The organism is Conexibacter sp. DBS9H8 (genome assembly GCF_023330685.1).
Lineage (GTDB): Bacteria > Actinomycetota > Thermoleophilia > Solirubrobacterales > Solirubrobacteraceae > Palsa-465.
This window is the reverse complement of record NZ_CP097128.1, coordinates 274,390-293,701: the sequence shown is the minus strand read 5'-3', so window position 1 is coordinate 293,701 and position 19,312 is coordinate 274,390. Positions and strand designations below refer to the sequence as shown.

The 19,312-nt window shown below is 69.3% G+C and carries 17 protein-coding genes; 13 read left to right on the top strand and 4 right to left on the bottom strand.

What is annotated here, in order from left to right; all coding sequences use genetic code 11:
• The first annotated feature begins 383 nt into the window (after positions 1-383).
• The gene (locus tag M3M55_RS01365) at positions 384-1,646 is read left to right on the top strand and encodes an MFS transporter (protein WP_249011032.1); all 1,263 of its coding nucleotides are present in this window, start codon (positions 384-386) and stop codon (positions 1,644-1,646) included.
• 15 nt (positions 1,647-1,661) lie between these two features.
• Here the strand turns inward: M3M55_RS01365 and M3M55_RS01360 are convergent, their stop codons facing one another.
• On the bottom strand, positions 1,662-3,134 hold the full coding sequence (locus tag M3M55_RS01360) for a wax ester/triacylglycerol synthase family O-acyltransferase (protein WP_249011031.1): 1,473 nt from the start codon (positions 3,132-3,134) through the stop codon (positions 1,662-1,664).
• Here M3M55_RS01360 and M3M55_RS17480 point away from each other — a divergent pair.
• The 4 genes from M3M55_RS17480 to M3M55_RS01350 are packed head-to-tail and all read left to right on the top strand — an operon-like array spanning position 3,069 to position 5,551.
• Positions 3,069-3,455, top strand: a complete 387-nt coding sequence (locus M3M55_RS17480; RefSeq protein ID WP_371878718.1) for a transposase — start codon at positions 3,069-3,071, stop codon at positions 3,453-3,455. The genes M3M55_RS01360 and M3M55_RS17480 overlap by 66 nt on opposite strands.
• A complete protein-coding gene (locus M3M55_RS17475) occupies positions 3,448-3,765 on the top strand; it encodes a transposase (protein WP_371878789.1) in 318 nt (105 codons plus the stop codon). Before M3M55_RS17480 ends, M3M55_RS17475 begins: the two co-directional genes overlap by 8 nt.
• Positions 3,765-5,333 carry an acyl-CoA carboxylase subunit beta gene (locus M3M55_RS01355; RefSeq protein WP_249011030.1) on the top strand — a complete coding sequence of 523 codons (1,569 nt, stop codon included), beginning with the start codon at positions 3,765-3,767 and terminating at the stop codon, positions 5,331-5,333. The genes M3M55_RS17475 and M3M55_RS01355 overlap by 1 nt, the downstream gene beginning before the upstream one ends.
• Positions 5,334-5,344: 11 nt before the next feature.
• Entirely contained in the window at positions 5,345-5,551 is a 207-nt protein-coding gene (locus M3M55_RS01350) for a hypothetical protein (protein WP_249011029.1), read from the top strand.
• Here the strand turns inward: M3M55_RS01350 and M3M55_RS01345 are convergent.
• Positions 5,548-6,633, bottom strand: a complete 1,086-nt coding sequence (locus M3M55_RS01345; RefSeq protein ID WP_249011028.1) for an IS630 family transposase — start codon at positions 6,631-6,633, stop codon at positions 5,548-5,550. The two genes, M3M55_RS01350 and M3M55_RS01345, sit on opposite strands and share 4 nt — an antisense overlap.
• 217 nt (positions 6,634-6,850) lie before the next feature.
• On the opposite strand from M3M55_RS01345, the gene M3M55_RS01340 reads away from it, so the two are divergent.
• The 6 genes from M3M55_RS01340 to M3M55_RS01315 all read left to right on the top strand — a co-directional run bounded on the left by M3M55_RS01340 (position 6,851) and on the right by M3M55_RS01315 (position 14,086).
• The gene (locus tag M3M55_RS01340; protein ID WP_249011027.1) at positions 6,851-7,033 is read left to right on the top strand and encodes a hypothetical protein; all 183 of its coding nucleotides are present in this window, start codon (positions 6,851-6,853) and stop codon (positions 7,031-7,033) included.
• A gap of 555 nt (positions 7,034-7,588) precedes the next feature.
• Positions 7,589-9,391 (top strand): nitrite/sulfite reductase, encoded by a 1,803-nt coding sequence (locus tag M3M55_RS01335; protein ID WP_249011026.1) that lies wholly within the window; start codon positions 7,589-7,591, stop codon positions 9,389-9,391.
• Positions 9,392-9,455: 64 nt separating this feature from the next.
• Positions 9,456-10,082, top strand: coding sequence for a phosphoadenylyl-sulfate reductase (locus M3M55_RS01330; protein WP_249011025.1), 627 nt, complete (start codon positions 9,456-9,458; stop codon positions 10,080-10,082).
• 104 nt (positions 10,083-10,186) lie between these two features.
• The gene (gene cysD / locus M3M55_RS01325) at positions 10,187-11,038 is read left to right on the top strand and encodes a sulfate adenylyltransferase subunit CysD (RefSeq protein ID WP_371878788.1); all 852 of its coding nucleotides are present in this window, start codon (positions 10,187-10,189) and stop codon (positions 11,036-11,038) included.
• Between the two features lie 2 nt (positions 11,039-11,040).
• Positions 11,041-12,351, top strand: a complete 1,311-nt coding sequence (locus tag M3M55_RS01320; RefSeq protein ID WP_249011023.1) for a sulfate adenylyltransferase subunit 1 — start codon at positions 11,041-11,043, stop codon at positions 12,349-12,351.
• 61 nt (positions 12,352-12,412) lie between these two features.
• A complete protein-coding gene (locus tag M3M55_RS01315) occupies positions 12,413-14,086 on the top strand; it encodes a glycosyltransferase family 39 protein (protein WP_249011022.1) in 1,674 nt (557 codons plus the stop codon).
• Positions 14,087-14,111: 25 nt separating this feature from the next.
• Here the strand turns inward: M3M55_RS01315 and M3M55_RS01310 are convergent, their stop codons facing one another.
• Positions 14,112-15,407 carry a hypothetical protein gene (locus M3M55_RS01310; RefSeq protein ID WP_249011021.1) on the bottom strand — a complete coding sequence of 432 codons (1,296 nt, stop codon included), beginning with the start codon at positions 15,405-15,407 and terminating at the stop codon, positions 14,112-14,114.
• Positions 15,408-15,453: 46 nt separating this feature from the next.
• On the opposite strand from M3M55_RS01310, the gene M3M55_RS01305 reads away from it, so the two are divergent.
• Entirely contained in the window at positions 15,454-17,247 is a 1,794-nt protein-coding gene (locus M3M55_RS01305) for an acetyl-CoA carboxylase biotin carboxylase subunit (RefSeq protein WP_249011020.1), read from the top strand.
• A 114-nt stretch (positions 17,248-17,361) separates the two neighbouring features.
• Here the strand turns inward: M3M55_RS01305 and M3M55_RS01300 are convergent, their stop codons facing one another.
• Positions 17,362-18,069, bottom strand: coding sequence for an HAD family hydrolase (locus M3M55_RS01300; RefSeq protein WP_249011019.1), 708 nt, complete (start codon positions 18,067-18,069; stop codon positions 17,362-17,364).
• A gap of 82 nt (positions 18,070-18,151) precedes the next feature.
• On the opposite strand from M3M55_RS01300, the gene sucC reads away from it, so the two are divergent.
• On the top strand, positions 18,152-19,303 hold the full coding sequence (sucC, locus tag M3M55_RS01295; protein WP_249011018.1) for an ADP-forming succinate--CoA ligase subunit beta: 1,152 nt from the start codon (positions 18,152-18,154) through the stop codon (positions 19,301-19,303).
• The last annotated feature ends 9 nt before the right edge of the window (positions 19,304-19,312 follow it).

Below are 19,312 nucleotides of genomic sequence, written 5' to 3'. Positions count from 1 at the left end.
CTCATCAACCTCCTCGACAACGCGCTGTGTGTGTCCGCCCCACAGCGAGGTCGAGGTCGCGGGGGGGCGCATCCGCGACGGTGATCGGCTCAGATCAGGCTCCGGGGTGCCGGAGGGCGAGTTCGAGCGCATCTTCGATCGTCTCGCCGCCCGCTCGACCGCATCGGGGGCCGAACCGCCGTCTCGAGTGTCGGGATCGGGCTCGCGATCGCTCGCGGAAGCGCTCACGCCCACGGAGGCGACCTCCAGGTCGCCAACGGGGACCGGCAGGGTGCGGTCTTCGGCTTCAGGTTCCGGATGTCCGGCGGCGCGTCCGTGCCCATGCCGGGGACGGGGCGGAGCAGTCACGTCTGACGGCCGCGGGAGCCTACTACGGTGTCCGGGTGACCCCCCGGCGACGACTCGTGATCCTGTTCGTCGTGACCGCCATGTTCCGGTCGAGTCAGAACATGGCGCTCACCACGTTGTCGCTGCTCGCCCACGGTGACCTGCATCTCAGCTCCCAGACGATCGGGATCCTCGGTGCGCTCGCGGGACTGACCCTCGCCACAACGATGATCGGCGTCGCCGGTCGCGTGCCCGGTCGCCTGGCCGAGCGGTCCGCCGCAGTCGGGATGCTGCTGCTCGCCGTGGCGATCGCGATCTTCGCCGGGGCCACTTCGCTCGTGGAGATGGTCCTCGGGACGGTCGTGCTCGGGATCGGCGGTGGCCTGGCGATGCCGGGATTGCTCAACGCCGTCGAGCACGGCGACCATGCGAACGCCGAGCGGGTCATCGGGCTCTACACGATCACGCTCAGCGTGAGCCTGGCTGTCGGGCCCCTGCTGGAGACGATGATTCTCGCGGTGTCCGGTGAGGACCTGCGGGCTCCGTTCCTCGCCTTCCTCGCCCTGCCGCTGTGTGGTGCCGGTGTTCTGTTCCGGATCTCGACGCCCGCTGCCTCCGCAACCGCGGGCCCGTCCCTCGCCATCACGCGGGCCGCCCCGGTGACGGACGGGGTCGGCCCGTTACGGGGGCGTCGCTGCCGTGGTGGGCCGCTGGGGGCGCTGCTGAGGAGCGCGCCGGGGCGCCGGGCGCTCATCATCCAGCTGCTCTATGCCATCCCGTTCGCGGGACTCACCTCCTTTGGCGCGCTCGTCGGTCGGGAAGGGTTCGGGGTCAGCGCCGCCCACACCCAGCTCGCCTTCAGCGGGTTCTTCGCCGCGTCGCTCGCCGCGCGCGTGCTCGTGTCCTGGCGCTCACCGATCACGCGCAAGGTTCCGTTGCTGTGGGGTTCGGCGGGTCTCACCGTTGCTGGGCTGACCGCGCTCGGCACCGGTCATGGGCTCGTGGCACTGGTTTTCGCGATGGCGATCCTCGGGCTCCCGCACGGGCTGACCTTTCCCCTCGTGCTCGGACTTGTCGCCGGAGCGAGCCCGCCCGAGGATCTGCCCCGCGCAAACGCCGCTCTGCTGGGAACCACCAGCCTCACCGCCGTCCTGGTGCCGCCGATCCTCGGGGCGATCATCCCGCTTGTCGGGTACCACGACATGGTGCTCGTCCTGATTCTGCCCGTGCTTCTGCTCGCCGGGCTCTTCGCACTGCAACGGTCCACTGCCTCAGCGGCGATGCCGGGCTCGGGGCCGGCGGTCGCCTCCGAGGGGTGAGGGCGCAGGGTCCGCTCAGCCGACCGCCACGGCGGGAGTTTCCCGCAGCACGTCCACCTCACGCTGGAGGTGGACGATCAGGTCGGCGACGTCTGGCATCTGGTCGCGGTCGGCGACGATGCCGAAGTCCATCCTTCCGCAGTAGCTCATCACCGTGATGTTCAGGCCCATTCCGTCAGTGATCACCGACAGCGGGAAGTTCGCCTCCAGCCGCGCGCCGGCGAGGTAGATCGGAACCTGCGGACCGGGGACGTTGGAGATCACCAGATTCCAGGACGGACGGCCTCGCTTGGACGAGCTGATCGCGAGGCTCAGACGCGCCGCGCGGGAGAAGACGGCGGGCGGGATGAACTGATTCGCGTCCTGCAGCAGGTTCGCGGGCAGCGCCTGGTGGCGCTCCTTCATGAGCGCCAGCGCATCATGGGTGAGGGCGAGCCGCCGGACGGGGTCCGCCTCATTGGTGAACAGGGGCGCCGTCATCAGCAGGATCCGATTGCCGAAGGTGCCGCGCTGTTCCGGCGTGCGGACCGAGACCGGGATCTGGGCGACGAGCGGCTCGTCCGGCAGCTCGTCGTGGGTGAGGAGCCAGCGGCGGACCGCGCCGGCACAGATCGACACCACGACGTCATTGACCGTGCAACCCCAGGCTCCTTTGATCTGCTTGATCTCCGCGAGCGACAGCTGACCGAACACGAACCGCCGGTGCGCGGAGACCCGACCGTTGAAGGACGTTCGCGGAGGAACGAGCCCGGTGTCGCCGATCACCCGGCTGCGGCGGCCGAGGAGTCGCTGGGTGGTGCCCGCCACTCGCCCGGCGAGCCTGACCCCGGGGATTCCCGCCAGCGACGGCACCTCGGCGATGTCGGGCAGCGCTCGGCGGACGGACCCGAACATCCGCAGCGGATAGCGTGGAAGTCCCGCCATACCGTGCATGAGCATCTCCAGCTCGCCCGGCGCCCGTGCGGGCGCCGGCACCAGCGCCGGTGAGGGCTCCATCTGCCGGCCCGTGCGGTCGAGGTCGTAGAGCACGCCCATGATCTCGGCACCGGACATCCCGTCGATCATCGCGTGGTGGATCTTGGTCATCACCGCCACGCGGCCGTCGGGCAGCCCGTGGATCAGGTAGAGCTCCCACAGGGGGCGGGCGCGGTCCAGCGGGCGTGCGAAGATCCGGGCGACCTGCTCAGAGAGCTGTGCCTCCGTTCCGGGCGGCGCAAGGCCCAGTTCGCGCACGTGGAAATCGATGTCGAAGTCCGGGTCGTCGATCCAGTAGTCGTAGTCGAGATCAAAGGGCACCTCGGCGAGACGCCAGCGCAGGGGCGGAACCGTGTGCAGCCGCTCGGCGATCAACGACTGCAGCGAGCTCAGTGCCAGCTCGCCACCGGGCGCGGTGGAGGGATCCAGGATCGCCAAGCCGCCGACGTGCCCGACGTGCCGGGAGTCTTCCAGTGCGAGAAACTGCTGGTCCAGCGCGGTCAGTTGGCGCATCACCCTCCTCCGTGTCTCCGGTTCGGCTCCCCGCCGAACCCCCGGAATCGACCCTACATCAGTCCAAGAATCGCGGCCCCGATACGCCGCTCGGTCCGACCGGCGTCTCCGACGGCCGTCTGCCCGAACGCGAGCGTCTGCTGCGACCGGTTCCGCCTGATCAAGCTCTCCACTGACGCGCTGGACGAGATCGCCCGCGAGGTCTGGATCAGGCCAGGCGAGAGTCCGACCCAGGTCGCCAAGGTGCTCAAGGACGCCCGGTTCGCGTTCTGGAAGAACCCGGGCAACCTGACTCAACGAGAACCCGGGCAACCTGACTGAACGCCAACAGCTCACGTTCGCCCGCATCCAGAAGCTCAACCAGCGACTCTGGCGCGCCTACCACCTCGCCCAGCAACTCCGCGACAGCGGGCGCGTCGGCGTTGACGACGCCATCGCGCTGCTCGGCTCCTGGCTCGCGTGGGCCGGGCGCTGCCGGCTGGAGCCGTTCGTCAGGCGGCTAAGCCCACCCCTACCCGGCCGGTACCACAACCCACGGTTCATGCAGGAGATCCGTCCTGTGTCACGCGGCGGGTCCCGGTGGGGCGGAGCGTCGTCATCGTGTGTCGCCCTTTACACTCCTCGCCCTTGATGCGCGACAAGGCCCCCGAGACATACGAAGAGAAGCTCGCCCAGCTGCAGGAGCTGCGACATGAGGCGATCCACGCCGGATCCGAGGCCGCGGTGGAGAAGCAGCACGCCAAGGGCAAGTACACCGCGCGTGAGCGGATCGAGAAGCTGCTCGACCCCGGCTCCTTCCAGGAGCTCGACACCTTCATGCGTCATCGCACCACCGATTTCGACATGCAGAAGAACCGGCCCTACGGGGACGCTGTCGTCACCGGACACGGGACGATCGACGGGCGCCGGGTCTGCGTCTTCTCCCAGGACTTCACGGTCTTCGGCGGCAGCCTCGGTGAGGTGATGGCCGAGAAGATGTGCAAGGTGATGGACCTCGCCGAGAAGATCGGCTGTCCCGTGATCGGCATCAACGACTCGGGCGGGGCACGCATCCAGGAGGGTGTCGTCTCCCTCGGCGCCTACGGCAACGTGTTCGCCCGCAACGTCCGCTGTTCGGGCGTCATCCCCCAGATCAGCCTGATCATGGGACCGTGCGCGGGCGGGGCGGTCTACTCGCCGGCGATCACCGACTTCATCTTCATGGTCAAGGAGACCTCACACATGTTCATCACCGGCCCGGAGGTGATCAAGACGGTCACCGGTGAGGAGGTCGGTTTCGAGGAGCTCGGCGGGGCGATGTCACACGCCTCCAAGTCCGGGGTCGCCCACTTCGCATCCGAGGATGAGGACGCCTGCCTCGAGGACGCCCGCTACCTGTTCTCCTTCCTGCCCCAGAACAACCTCGAGGCGCCGCCGCGGACCGCGCCGACCGACGATCCCGAGCGGATGGACCCCGCGCTCGATTCGGTCGTCCCGGACAACCCGAACAAGCCCTACGACATGCGCAGCGTCGTGTCGCTGATCGTCGACGACGGTGAGTTCTTCGAGGTCCACGAGCACTACGCCAAGAACCTCATCTGCGGGTTCGCTCGCGTCGACGGGTACGCCGTCGGGATCGTCGGCAATCAGCCCGCCGCGCTCGCCGGGGTGCTCGACATCAACTCCTCCGAGAAGGCCGCGCGGTTCATCCGCACCCTCGACGCGTTCAACATTCCTCTGCTGATGTTCTGTGACGTGCCGGGCTTCCTCCCGGGAACCGCCCAGGAGTGGGAGGGGATCATCCGCCACGGCGCCAAGTTGCTGTATGCCTTCACCGAGGCGACGGTCCCCAAGATCACCGTGATCACCCGCAAGGCCTACGGGGGCGCCTATGACGTGATGGGCTCCAAACACCTCGGGGCGGACTTCAACTTCGCCTGGCCGACCGCAGAGGTGGCGGTGATGGGGGCCGACGGTGCGGTCAACATCATCTACCGCAAGGACATCACCAACTCGCCGACGCCGGACGAGCGTCGGGCCACCCTCATCTCCGACTACAAGGCCCACTTCGCCAACCCGTACGTCGCCGCCGAGCGCGGCTACATCGACGACGTGATCATCCCGCACGAGACGCGCCCCAAGCTCGTGACGGCGCTGCGGACCCTGGAGACCAAGCGCCAGCCCGGCCCGCGGCGCAAGCACGGCAACATTCCGCTCTAGGGGCCGAGGCGATGCCAGCGTCAGTGCAGATCGGTCAGGTGACCCCCACCCCGACGGCCGCCGAGGCCGCCGCGGTCGTTGCGGCGATCGCCCAGTTCCGGGCCGCCCATGCGGTCAGCGACCCCCCCGAGCCCGAGCCGGCGCCGTCGCCCTGGCAGCAGGCCGCCCTCCAAGAGGGCGTCATGTGTGCCCCGCGACTCACGCCGTTCTGGGCCTAGTGTCCTGAGTCGTTAATTCGGCTGCAGTAGGTGGTGATGGATTCGAGGATCTGGTCGGCGGTTTTGGTCCACACGTAGGGGCGGGGGTTCTCGTTCCAGGTGTCGATCCAGGCGCAGATGTGGTGGTTGAGCTGGCGGACGGAGGTGTGTGCGGATCGGCGTAGCTTCTTGTTCGTCAGCTCAGCGAACCAGCGCTCGACGAGGTTCATCCATGAGCTGGAAGTCGGGGTGAAGTGCAGCTTGAAGCGCGGGTGGGCCAGCAGCCAGCGTTTGATCTGCGGCGTCTTGTGCGTGGAGCTGTTGTCCAAGACGAGGTGAACGTCGAGATCGTCGGGGACCTCAGCGTCGATGGTCTGGAGGAACTTCTTGAACTCGATTGCGCGGTGGCGGCTGTGGAGCCGGCCGATCACCTTGCCGGTGGCGAGGTCCAAGGCGGCATAGAGGCTGGAGGTGCCATGGCGTTTGTAGTCATGGGTGGCCCGCTCGGGCACCCCGGGCAGCAGCGGCAGGATCGGCGCGGTCCGGTTCAACGCCTGGATCTGGGACTTCTCATCCACACACAGCACGACTGCGCGTTCGGGCGGGTTCATGTATAGGCCGACCACATCGCGGACCTTCTCGATGAACAACGGGTCCTTGGACAGCTTCCAGGACCCCTGACGGTGGGGCTGGAGCCCAAAGGCCCGCCAGATCTGGGAGATCGCAGTCTGAGAGAGCCCGACTTCTGCGGCCATCGCCCGGGTCGACCAGTGCGTCGCGTCCTTTGGCTTGGTCTCCAAAGTCTTGGTGATCACCTCCTCGACCTTCTCATCGGTGATCTTGCGGGGCTGCCCCGGCCGAGGTTCGTCACAGAGCCCGTCAAGGCGGTGCTCAGCAAAGCGCCCACGCCATTTTCGGACCATGTCGCGACCGATCCCGAGCCGCTCAGCGATCTCAGCGTTCTTAAGTCCCTCAGCCGCGGCCAGCACGATCCGGGAGCGCAACGCCAACGCTTGGGCGCTCGTCCTGGGGCGCTCCCACGCCTCTAATTGGGAACGTTCCTGCTCTGAGAGCGTGATCTCGACGGCGGTAGGTGAGGGCATGAACCACCCCATAACCTAACCGCCGACGATTTAAACACTCAGGACACTAGCTACTTCCAGCGACTTTATCCGAGGGAAGTGGCTAGCTGACGTGCCCGGGGACGTTCAGAACGTGAGGTAGGTGTCCGGGCCTGCCGAGAAGGTTGTGGGTGTTCGAAGCTCACACGCCTTCAAGGAGGCCCAGACGTGTCGCACCATAGAGCCAGGTTCACGCCGCGTGGTCGGGCAGAAGTTGTCGCTCGAGTTTCTCGTCGGCGTCAGGAGCGCCCCGCTGGGCGAGATGGAGTCTGACGTGCTCGCCGTCAGCCTCGATCTCACGGTCCAGGGCGCCCCGGCGGCCACCTGCGACTGGCTGTCGCGTCAGGGCGGCTGTGTGAGCGAGTGCGATTTTTCGTCATAGCGACGAATCTGTGACCCCGATGTCTGGGTGGAGATCCGCGTTGGCTCCTGGCGGGTTGACCAATGGGATGCCCGCACGGGTGCGGCGATCGGCTGGCAGGTCCCGCGCGGTCTCTCCGGGGTCGTCAGGCGTTAGGCCGTCTCCCCGGCCGCCTGCAGAACGACGTCATCACCGCCCATACGGCGCGGCTGATCGTGCCGCTCTGCCATGTGTCCCGCGGCCAACGGGATGGCCTTGTGATCCTCCAAGCGTCGCCACCGGTGCCAGAGGAGCCGCCGAACCCTCGAGCTCGGCTGCCCGCGCTGCGTGGAATCACCCAGCCTCCGCCTCCGTCGGGGGGCGCGCGAGCTCTGAGGATCGGGAGGGGCAAATCGCCCAGGCCCGTGCACTGACGTTCGGGCCGAGGGCGCGCTCGGCGACACGGCGTCCTCGCCACCCGGGCTGATCGGGGACGCCTTCGCGCTGACCAGGGCGAGGCTGCGCCGAGGAGGAGAGGGCCTTCTCCTTCGACAAAAATACCGTAAACCTAGTCAAGATTGTGTATATTCCCCGCCGATGACTGCTTCCACCAGCGGGACGCTCGAGAATCCCGAGGTCCTCTCCAACGTCCCCGGGCACGTGATCCCGATCCTCGCCGCCGAGTTCGACGACTTCGACACGGAGGCGCGACGCTTCCTCGACGGGCTCACCCCCGAGCCCGACTTCATCAAGTTCCGGCTCAAGCAGGGCGTCTACGGGCAGCGCCAGCCGGCCGTGCAGATGGTCCGGGTCAAGCTCCCCCTCGGCGGGGTCACCCCCGACCAGCTCGACGCCTTCGCGGCGGGGATCGAGCGCTACGTCCCCCTCGCCAAGGGGCACATCACGACACGCCAGAACGTTCAGATGCACCACGTCCCGCTCGGGGACGCGGCGAAGCTGATCCGCGAGCTCGCCGACGCCGGCCTGTCGAGCCGGGAGGGGTGCGGCAACACCGTCCGCAACGTCACCGGGGACCCGCGGGCGGGCACGCTCCCCGACGAGCCCTTTGACCCGACTCCGTATGCCGGCGCGTATGTGCGCTACTTCGTGCGCCACCCGCTCACCCAGGCGATGCCGCGCAAGATCAAGACCGCCTTCAGCGCAAGCGCCGCCGACAACGCGATCACCCAGATCCACGACATCGCCTTCACCCCCTGCCTGCGTGACGGGGTCCGCGGGTTCACCCTGCGGGTCGGCGGCGGCACGGCGATCATGCCCCGGCTCGCGCCGGTGATCGCCGACTTCGTCAGCGCCGACGACGGCGAGTACCTCGCCTACGCGGAGGCGGTCTTCCGCATCTTCGACCGCCAGGATTTCCTCCGCGTCAACCGGGCCCGTGCGCGGATCAAGGTGCTGATCGACCGGATCGGGGTGGAGGCCTTCCGGGACCTCCTCACCGAGGAACTCGCCGGCGCGTGGCGCGCTGAGCGCGACTTCTGCATCGACGCGCTCCGCTACGACATCGATGAGGCGGGCTCCCTGCCCCCGTGCCGGACCGCCGGATACCTCAGCCCGAACGGGGACGCCGCCACCTTTGCCCGGTTCGGCGCCTCCAACGTCACCGCACAGCGTCAGGCCGGGTTCAACACCGTCGAGGTCAAGGTCCGGCGCGGCGACCTCACGCCTGGCCAGTTGCGCGGCCTCGCGGCGATCATGCGCGAGCACTGCGGCGGCTTTGCCCGGACGACGATCGCCCAGAACCTCGTCCTGCGCTGGGTCCGGGATGAGGCCGTCTATGAGGTGTGGCGGGCACTGTGCGCCCTCGAGCTCGGAGACGCGGGGGCGAACGAGATCACCGACACGGTCTCCTGCCCGGGAACGGACTCCTGCAAGCTCGGGATCACGAGCTCGATGGGCCTCAACCAGGCGATCCAGGACCGGCTCGTCGCTCTCAACATCACCGATCCGCTCACCCGGGCGATCCACGTCAAGAACAGCGGCTGCCCGAACGGCTGCGGTCAGCACCACATCGCCGACATCGGTTTCTCCGGGGCGTCGATCAAGGTCGGCGAGCATACGATCCCCGCCTACATCCCGCACGTTGGCGGGAGCTTCGGGGACGGGGAGGTGCGCCTCGGCAGCCGGCTGAAGTCGCGGCTTCCGGCCAAGCGCGTCCCCGAGGCGGTCGCCCGCTGGGTCGCGCTGTATGAGCGCACCCGCGAGCCGGAGGAGCCGTTTGCGCGGTTCGTCGAACGGGTGGGAACGGGTGCCCTTGAGGCCGAGGTGGCCGACCTCGCCCTTCCGGTCGCCTTCTCCCTCGAGCAGTTGTCGCTGTTCATCGACTGGAACCGGGAGAGCCCGTTCCGGGTTCAGCGCGGGGAGGGCGAATGCGCCGTCTGACACGGCAGGCATCGCGCCGGACCCATTCTCAACTTGAACACTCCGCTAACTTGCCTTTGCGACCATGATCGACGTGCCCGACCTCGAAGCCGCCTCCGCCCAGGACGTTCTCGCCTACGCTGTCGACCGCTTCGGCGCGGGGCTGCGGACCGCCTGCTCGTTCCAGAAGGAGGAGTCGGTGCTCGCCCACATGCTCGCCGAGATCGCCCCCGGGGCCCGTCTGTTCACGATCGATACGGGGGTCCTGTTCCCCGAGACGGAGGCGACCGGGGCGCAGTTCCGGGCACGCTTCCCAACGCTCGTGATCGACACCGTCGACGCGCGGGATCCGACCGGCGCGGGATGGACGCGGGAGCGCTGCTGCGGGGGGGCGAAGGTCGCCGCCCTCGCGACCGCCCTGTCCGGGGCGGAGGCGTGGGTGACCGGCATCCGCCGCGAGCAGGGGCCGACCCGCGCGGGGGCGCGCAAGCTCGAGCGGGATACCGCTCGGGGCCTGTGGAAGGTCAACCCGCTCGCGGACTGGACGGACCGGGACGTGTGGGCCTACATCGCCGCCCACGAGCTTCCCTACCACCCTTTGCACGATCATGGCTACGAATCGATCGGCTGCGCGCCCTGCACCCTGCCTGGAAGCGGGCGGGAGGGGCGCTGGAGCGGAGAGGAGAAGACCGAATGCGGATTGCACCTCTGAGTCCGGCCGGTCGGCGTCCCGACCGCCGAGCGATCGCGGAGACGACCACCGTGAAATACGAGCTCACCCATCTGCAGGCCCTGGAGGCGGAGGCGATCTTCATCATGCGTGAGGTCGCCGCCGAGTTCGAGTCGCCGGTCCTGCTCTTCTCCGGCGGCAAGGACTCGATCGTCCTCATGCGCCTCGCCGAGAAGGCGTTCCGGCCCGGGCGGTTCCCGTTCCCGGTGATGCACATCGACACCGGGCACAACTTCCCGGAGGTGATCGCCTTCCGGGACCGGCTCGTGCAGCAGCTCGGGGAACGGCTGATCGTCGCCAGCGTCCAGGAGTCGATCGACCGCGGCCGGGTGCAGGAGGAGACCGGGCCGCGCGCCTCCCGCAACCGGCTCCAGACGACGACCCTGCTCGACGCGATCGCCGAACATGGCTTTGACGCCGCCTTCGGCGGCGCCCGCCGGGACGAGGAGCGCGCCCGCGCGAAGGAGCGCGTGTTCAGCTTTCGCGATGACTTCGGCCAGTGGGACCCCAAATCCCAGCGGCCCGAGCTGTGGGCGCTCTACAACGGCCGGATCCGGCGCGGCGAGCACGTCCGCGTGTTCCCGATCTCCAACTGGACCGAGCTCGACGTCTGGCAGTACATCGCCCAGGAGCGCCTCGCCCTCCCGGAGATCTACTTCGCCCACGAGCGCGAGGTGTTCGAGCGTGACGGCATGGTCTATGCGATGCATCCGGATGTCGCTCTGCTCGACGGCGAGGTCGCGTACCGGACCTCGGTCCGGTACCGCACCGTCGGGGACATGACCTGCACGGGCGCGGTCCGATCGCACGCCGCGACCGTCACCGACGTCGTCGCCGAGATCGCCGCGACCCGGGTCACCGAGCGCGGTGAGACCCGGGCCGATGACCGCGCGTCGGAGGCGGCGATGGAAGACCGCAAACGTGAGGGGTACTTCTAGACATGCGCACGCTCACCGGCCGCTCGGAGCTGCTGCGGATCGCCACCGCCGGCTCCGTCGATGACGGCAAGTCGACCCTGATCGGACGACTCCTGCACGACACCAAATCGATCCTCGAAGACCAGCTCGAGCACGTCACCCTCACCTCCGCTCGACGCGGGGACGGCTACCTCAACCTTGCGCTGCTCACCGACGGGCTCCGTGCCGAGCGTGAACAGGGCATCACCATCGACGTCGCCTACCGCTACTTCCAGACCGGGGCGGCGGCCGGGATCACCCGCGCCGACCCCGACGGTCGCGGGCGCAAGTTCATCATCGCCGACACCCCCGGACACGAGCAGTACACCCGGAACATGGTCACCGGCGCCTCCACGGCCGACCTATCGATCGTCCTCGTCGATGCGCGCCGCGGCGTGTCGGTCCAGACCCGCCGTCACGCCTACATCTCGAGCCTGCTGCGGATCCCCCACCTCGTCGTCGCGGTCAACAAGATGGACCTCGTCGACTACTCCGAAGCGGCCTTCACCGCGATCGTGGACGAGCTCACCGACTGGGCGGCCCGGGTGGGGACCGCCGATCTCACCTTCATCCCGATCTCCGCCCTGAGCGGGGACAACGTCGTCGAGCGCTCGGCGGCGATGCCCTGGTATGACGGGCCGCCACTGCTGTCGCACCTCGAGCACGTGGTGATCGCCGCCGACCGCAACCTCGAGGAGCTCCGCTTTCCCGTCCAGTGGGTGGTCCGCCCCAACCATGATGCGTTCCACGACTACCGCGGCTACGCCGGACAGGTCGCCGGCGGGGTGCTCGAGCCCGGGCAGGAGGTCATCGTCCTGCCGTCGGGACGGCGTACCCGGGTGCGCGCGATCGACACCTTCGACGGGCCGCTTCAGGTCGCCTTCCCGACCCAGTCGGTGACCGTCCGGCTCGAGGATGAGCTCGACATCTCCCGCGGCGACATGCTCGCAGACCCCGACGATCGTCCCGCCGTCGTCCGTGAGCTCGAGGCGACCGTGTGCTGGATGGCGGAGGAGCCGCTGCGAGCGGGGGGTCGGTACCTCATCAAGCACACGACCCGGACCGCCCGTGCGGTGATCGACGCCCTCGAGTACCGCGTCGACGTCAACACCCTCGCGCACGACCACGGGGCCGGTGAGCTCGCCCTCAACGAGATCGGCCGTGTCCGTCTGCGCACCTCCGCGCCGCTGATGATCGACGCGTATGCGACCAACCGCAGCACCGGCTCGTTCATCCTCATCGACGAGGCGAGCAACGACACGGTCGGTGCCGGGATGATCCGCAGCGGACGCTGACGAACCGGCGCCGGTCACCCCGGTCGCCCGCTCCGGTCACCGTCCGGCTTAAATGGGCCCGATGAGCGCCACCGGGCAGCGCCGGATGCGGACGGGAGACTGGGGCGTGGTGATCGCCCCGGCGCTCCTTGGCGCCCTCGTCTGCCTCCCCGCGCTCGCCGGCCGCAGCCTGTGGCTCGACGAGGGAGCGACGGTCTCGATCGTCTCCCAGCACGGGGCGGCCCTGTGGCGGGGCATCGCCCACGACGGCGGCAACATGCTCGTCTACTACCTCGCCCTGCACGTGATCGTCGGTCTGTTCGGGGACGGTACGGTGCCGCTGCGTGGCCTGTCGGTGCTCGCCGACGCGCTCAGCGCCGGGCTCGTCGCCGCCCTTGCCCTGCGGCTGTTCGGCGGCCGCTGCGCCGCCCTCGTCTCAGGTGTCCTGTGTGCCCTCAGCGTCAGCCTCGTCTTCTGGGGCCAGGACGCCCGCGGGTACGCGCTGATGGTGACCGCCGCCGCGGCCGCGTTCCTCGCCCTCGTCGGAGTCGTCGACTCAGACCCGGGAACGCCCGTCCCCCGGGGCGCCCTGCTCGGTTACGGGCTGGCGACGCTGCTCTCCCTCTACATCGGCTTTGACGCGGTCCTACTGATCCCGGCCGAGCTGCTCTGCGCCTGGGTCCTGCGGCGCGGCCTGCGGGAGCTGATCGCTGTCCTGCTCCTCGTCGCCCTCGCCTGCCTTCCGCTCGTGCTGCTCGCGCTCCAGCGCGGTTCCAGCCAGCTCTTCTGGGTCGGTCCGCTCAGCCTGTCCGCGCTCGGCCAGACGCTCGTCACCGTCCTCTCCGCCGGGCTGCCGCCGAATTTCCACGTGACCGTCGTGACGGTGATCGCAACCGTGTGGGCGGGCGTCCTCGTCCTCGTGGCGACCGCGCTCGCCCTCGCCGACGCGTGGCCGCGGCTGGCGGTCCGCCGGCCCCGCAGCGATCACTCCCCCGCCGCCGGCGCGCTCGTGATCGTCCCGACGGCATGGTGGCTGCTCACCGCGCTCCTGACCGTCGCCGGCTCGGCGGCCGGCGAGCCCTTCGAGCTCGCGCGCATCTCGATCCTCGTCATCCCCGCCGTCTCCCTTCTGCTGGGGTGGCTGCTCACCGGGGCCGGACAGAACCTTCGGGCCGCGACCGCGCCGGCCCGGACGGGCCATCCCCCGGGCACCCGGCTCCCGCATACCCGGGGGGTCGCGGCGACTCTCCTCGTGATCCTGCTCGGGCTCCGGGTCGCCGTGCTGCTCCCCAGCTATGCCGAGACGCCCGAACCGTGGAAGCAGGTGGCCGCCCGTGTCCTCGCCGCACGTCAGCCCGGGGACTGCGTCGCCTTCTACCCCGAGGACGGCCGGATGCCGTTCGCCTACTACGTGCAGCACACCCCGGGCGGGTCCGCGCGGGCGCCGCGGGCCGTCCTCCCGGTCGCGGCCTGGAGCGCCCGCACGCCCCACGTCGAGGAGTACGTCGTTCCGAGCCCCCGTCGGCTGGGGGACTGGCTCACCGGATGCCGGCGCCTGTGGCTGATCGCCAGCCATCAGGGCAGCGCCCACGGCACCCCGACCTCGGTTCACAACGCGGCCGGCTACCGCCTGCTCGAGGCGGTCCTGAGCCGCGCCTACCTCGCCCACCGGGCGAGTGCGGAGGGGTACGCCGCCGTCATCCACATCACTCTGTACGCGCGGCCCGCCGCGGCGCGGCGGGCCGGCTCGGCCTGAGCGGGCACGGTCGGCGGCCTCCGCCTCAGGGGCGCAGGCCACCGCCGACGAAGGTGCCGATGCTCATCCCGATCAACAGCAGGATCGAGACGGTCAACAGACGGCGCTGACGCGCTCCCGTCCGGGGTGCGGCGACGGCCAACAGCACCGGGAAGGCGCAGATGAGCATCCGCGGGTTTGGCGGGGTCTGGTCTGAGGTGACCGTCAACAGGGCGACGAACGCCGTCCACACGAGCGCGCTGAGGGAGACCCCGGCGCCGAGCCGCACACCGTTCTCGGTCAACGGCGGGGCGCTCGTCGGCGCCCCGCCGGTCAACTCGGTGGACGCGCCCACCGACCCGGCGGGGTCGGGCAGGCCCCGGCGCAGACGCCAGAGCTGCCCCAGCGCCCAGGCGAGGAAAAACGCGCCGATCACCCCGGTCGGCAGGTTGAGATCGATGTGGCGGATGCCCTGCCAGTGGACGAACTCGTCGACGAACTTGCGCGTCTGGGTGTAGAGGGCGAGCGGGCTCGAGTGCTCGCCCCACGCGATCCGCTGGGTGTCGAAGGTAGCCAACGGGGTCCCCGTCCAGGACCACAGGAATGCGCCGGTTGCGATCGCCCCCCACGGGGACAGAAGTGGCGCCCACAGCGAGCGCAGGGCGGCCCGGTTGAGGCGGCCCTGGCGCCAGATCTCCGCGAGGCTCGCCGCGGCGCAGGCCGGGATGATCGCGAAGGCGACCGGTTCGACCGCCGTCGCGGCGCCGGCGAGCAGGCCGGCGAGGATCCAGCGGCGGTCCTCGAGACAGAGCAACGCCCCCGCGACGAGGGCGAGCGTGAGCCCCTCTGTGTAGACCATCGAGAAGACGATCGTCCCCGGGAAGAAGCAGAAGAAGACGACCCCGCGCCGGCTCGCCGCCTCCCCCCACCAGCGCCGGGCGAGCACCGAGATCTCAACCGTCGCGATCGCCCCGCCGAGCAGGGAGATGAGCAGTCCGGAAGCCTCGACGCCGCGCGGGAGCACGGCGCCGCCGGCCCACATCAGGATCGAGTAGAGCGGCTCGAACCCGAGCGGCGACCAGCCGCGCGCGCCGTAGACGGTCGGGAGGTGGTGGGGGTAGCCGTGCTGCGCGAGCAGGACATACCACTTCCCGTCCCAGTTGCGCAGCTCGAGCGGTAGCCGGCCGCCGCGGATGAACATGTCCGCGACCGCGACGGCGAGGTAGAGGACGCGGGAAGCGAGGTAGACGGCGAGCGGGAAGCGGAGACGGTCGGTGGTCGCGCCGAACCCCTCCCCGGCCACGCCCGTGCGCGCCGGTGAGAGTTCCGGGACAGCGCTCATGCCCGCAGAAGTCTAGTTGCGCGGCAAAGCTCTAAAGTCCGCGCCCGTGTTTAAGAAGATTTTGATCGCCAACCGGGGCGAGATCGCGGTCCGCGTGATCCGTGCCTGCGAAGAGATGGGTATCGCCACCGTCGCCGTCTACTCCGAACTCGACCGCGACGCCATCCACGTCAAGCGGGCCGACGAGGCCTACCTGCTCGGACCCGGTCCGGCGAACGAGAGCTACCTGGTGATCGACAAGATCCTCGAGGCGGTCAGACAGTCCGGGGCGGAGGCCGTCCACCCCGGGTACGGGTTCCTGTCTGAGAACGCCGCCTTCGCCAAGGCGCTCGAGGAGGCCGGGATCGTCTTCATCGGCCCGCCCGCCTCGGCGATCGACGCGATGGGCTCCAAGACCGCCGCGCGTGACCTGATGCAGAAGGCGGGCGTGCCGATCGTGCCCGGGACGACCGAGCCGGTGGAGTCGGTCGCGGACGCCAAGAAGCTCATCGACGCGACGATCGGCTACCCGGTCGCGGTCAAGGCGGCCGGCGGTGGCGGCGGCAAGGGCTTCCGCGTCGCGCTGTCTGAGGACAAGCTCCAGGAGGCGTTCGAGGGGGCCAGCCGAGAGGGGGAGAAGTTCTTCGGGGACCCGACCGTCTACCTCGAACGCTACCTGCCCAACCCGCGCCACGTGGAGGTGCAGGTGCTTGCCGACAATCACGGCAACGTCATCCACCTCGGGGAGCGCGACTGCTCCCTCCAGCGGCGCCACCAGAAGCTGATCGAGGAGGCCCCCGCCCCCGCCGTGAACGCGGAGCTGCGGGCGAAGATCGGCAAGATCGCCACCGACGCCGCCGCGGCGGTCAACTACTCGGGGGCCGGGACGATCGAGGGTCTGCTCCAGGATGGCGAGTACTACTTCCTCGAGATGAACACCCGCGTGCAGGTCGAGCACTGCGTCACCGAGCTCGTCACCGGCATCGACATCGTCAAGCAGGGGATCCGGGTCGCCGCCGGGGAGCCGCTCGCCTACACCCAGGATGACGTCATCCTCCGCGGGCACGCGATCGAGTGCCGGATCAACGCCGAGGACGCGTCCAAGAACTTCGCTCCGGCCCCCGGCCGGATCTCCAGCTACCGCGAGCCCGCCGGGCCGGGCGTTCGAGTCGACTCCGGCGTCGGCCCCAACGCCGAGGTCTCCCCGATGTATGACCCGATGGTCGCCAAGCTGATCGTCTGGGACGTCGACCGGGAGCAGGCGACCCGGCGGATGATCCGCGCGCTGTCGGAGTACGAGATCGGTGAGCTCAAGACGCTGATCCCGTTCCACAAGACGATCCTCGCGACGCAGCAGTGGGCCGACGCCGAAACCTGTCATGACCTGATCGAGGACCGCGAGTGGCTCAAGTCGACCGGCCCGGCCGCCCAGAGCACCGGCGCGGCCCCGGCGCAGGACGAGGACACCGCCGAGCAGGCATACACCGTCGAGGTGTCGGGCAAGCGCTTTGACGTCCGCGTGATCGGCCCGGCCTACGGGGCGGTCCCCGCCGCCGCGTCCGCGACCAACGGCAGCGCCCGCACGGGCTCCGCCGCGCCGCGCCGCGCGGCCCGCTCCGGCGGGGGGGGCTCCGCGGCGGGCTCGGACACGCTCGCCAGCCCGCTGCAGGGAACGATCTTCAAGGTCAACGTGGAGGCCGGGGCGACCGTCGCCGAGGGCGACCTCATCTGCGTGATCGAGGCGATGAAGATGGAGAACGAGATCACCGCACACAAGGCGGGGGTCATCGCCGAGCTGCCGATCAGTCCCGGCGTCTCCGTCGCCAGCGGCGACACGCTTGCGGTGATCAGCGCCGCCTGAGCCGCCGCCGAGCGCGCCTCCGAGCGCCGCCGGGCTGAGATCTCGCACTGTGCAGCGAGATCTCAGCCCACCCGGCCGGTCCCTCGGGCCGGCGAGACGAGCCGGCCCGGACCCCTACTCGGCGCCGGCCTCGAGGATCAGCTTCGCCGCTTCCTTCAGGGTCCGCACCTCGGCGTCGGGCTTCTTCTGGCCCGACTCGAGCTCGGTGCCGTGGCGGTTGACCCAGATCACCGGGATCTTCTTCTTCAGGCACGGCTCGACGTCGTGGTAGTAGCTGGCGGCGACGTGGACCCAGCCCTTCTTGGTGCCGATCCGCCGCTCGCACTCGGTGAAGTGGGCGGCGTCGGGCTTGTAGGAGCGCACCTGCTGGGCGGTGACCACGAGGTCGAAGTCGAGCGGTTGCCCGGTGGTGGTGGCGAGGTGACGGCGGGTGAGACCGAGCAGCTTGTCGTCGATGTTGGAGATGAGGCCGATCGAATGCTTCTTGGCGATCTTGATCAGCGTCGGATTGGTCTCCTTGAACGCCGGCCAGCGCTGAACCGAGTCGGGCAGGAAGCCCGATCGTGACGGTTCCAGTGGCCAGCCGAGGTCCTTGGCGATCTGGACGGCGGTCCGGCGCAGGACCTCGGCGTAGAGCTCGTAGGAGCCCGCCTGGATCTGCTGCTGGACCTCATGAAAGCGCGGGATGAGATCCTCGCGGTCGATCGTGAACCCGTCCCGGGTGGCCTCCTTGACGAAGGCGTCGGCTGCTCCGGTCTCCCAGTCGATCAGCGTGCCGTAGACGTCGAAGGTGACGAAGGTGATCTGCTTGGGAATGGCCATGAGCGCGACATTATGACGGGCACCTTGCCCTGCTGGGAGTCAGAACGCGGATTTGCACCGCTTTCCAATAGAGTCGCTTGCCATGGACTTGCTTGAGTATCAAGGCAAACAATTGTTCGCCCGCCACGGCGTCCCGGTGCCATCGGGCAAACCGGCCCGGACCGTGGAGGAGGCCGTCGCCGCCGCCGAGGAGATCGGCTATCCGGTCGCGGTCAAGGCCCAGGTGCAGATCGGCGGGCGCGGCAAGCTCGGCGGCATCAAGATCGCCACCAACGCCGCTGAGGCGCGCGCTCACGCCGAGGCCATCCTCGGCATGGACATCCGCGGACTCACCGTCTACGAGCTGTGGATCGAGGGCGCCTCCGACATCGCCGCCGAGTACTACGCCTCGGTCGTCTTCGACCGCTCCGCCAAGGCGCCGCTGGTGATGCTCTCGACCAAGGGCGGGATGGACATCGAGGCGGTCGCCGAGGAGGACCCCGACGCGATCGCCCACCTCCACGTCGACCCGCTCGTCGGCTTCCAGGACTTCCACGGCCGCGAGCTCGCCTTCAAGGCCGGCGTCGACGCCGACGTCGTCCGGCCGATCGGAGCGATCCTCAAGCAGCTCTACCACGTCTTTGTCGCCGAGGAGGCGACGCTCGTGGAGGTCAACCCGCTGATCATCACCCCCGAGCGTGGGGTCCGCGCCCTCGACGCGAAGGTGACCCTCGACAACAACAGCTTCTTCCGGCACAAGGAGAATGCGGAGCTGCGCGACCTGTCCGCCGAGGACCCGCAGGAGCGGATGGCCAAGGAACGCGGGCTCACCTACGTCAAGCTCGACGGCAACATCGGGATCCTCGGCAACGGTGCCGGGCTCGTGATGTCGACCCTCGACGTGGTCAAGCTCGCAGGCGGCGAAGCGGCCAACTTCCTCGACGCCGGCGGCGGCTCCAAGGCCGAGGCGATCACCTCCGCCGTGGAGGTGATCCTCGCCAACCCGAGGGTCACCGCCGTCCTGTTCAACATCTTCGGCGGGATCACCCGCTGTGACGAGGTCGCCCGCGGCCTCATCGCCGCCTTCGCCCAGATCAAGCCGACCGTCCCGTTCGTCGTCCGCCTCGACGGCACCAACGACGTCGAGGGACGCAAACTGCTCGCCGAAGCGGACCTTCCCAACGTGTACACCGAGGCGACCATGGACGGCGCGGCCGCCAAGGTCGTCGAGCTGGCCGGCCCCGCGCGAGCCTAGGTCAAGGAG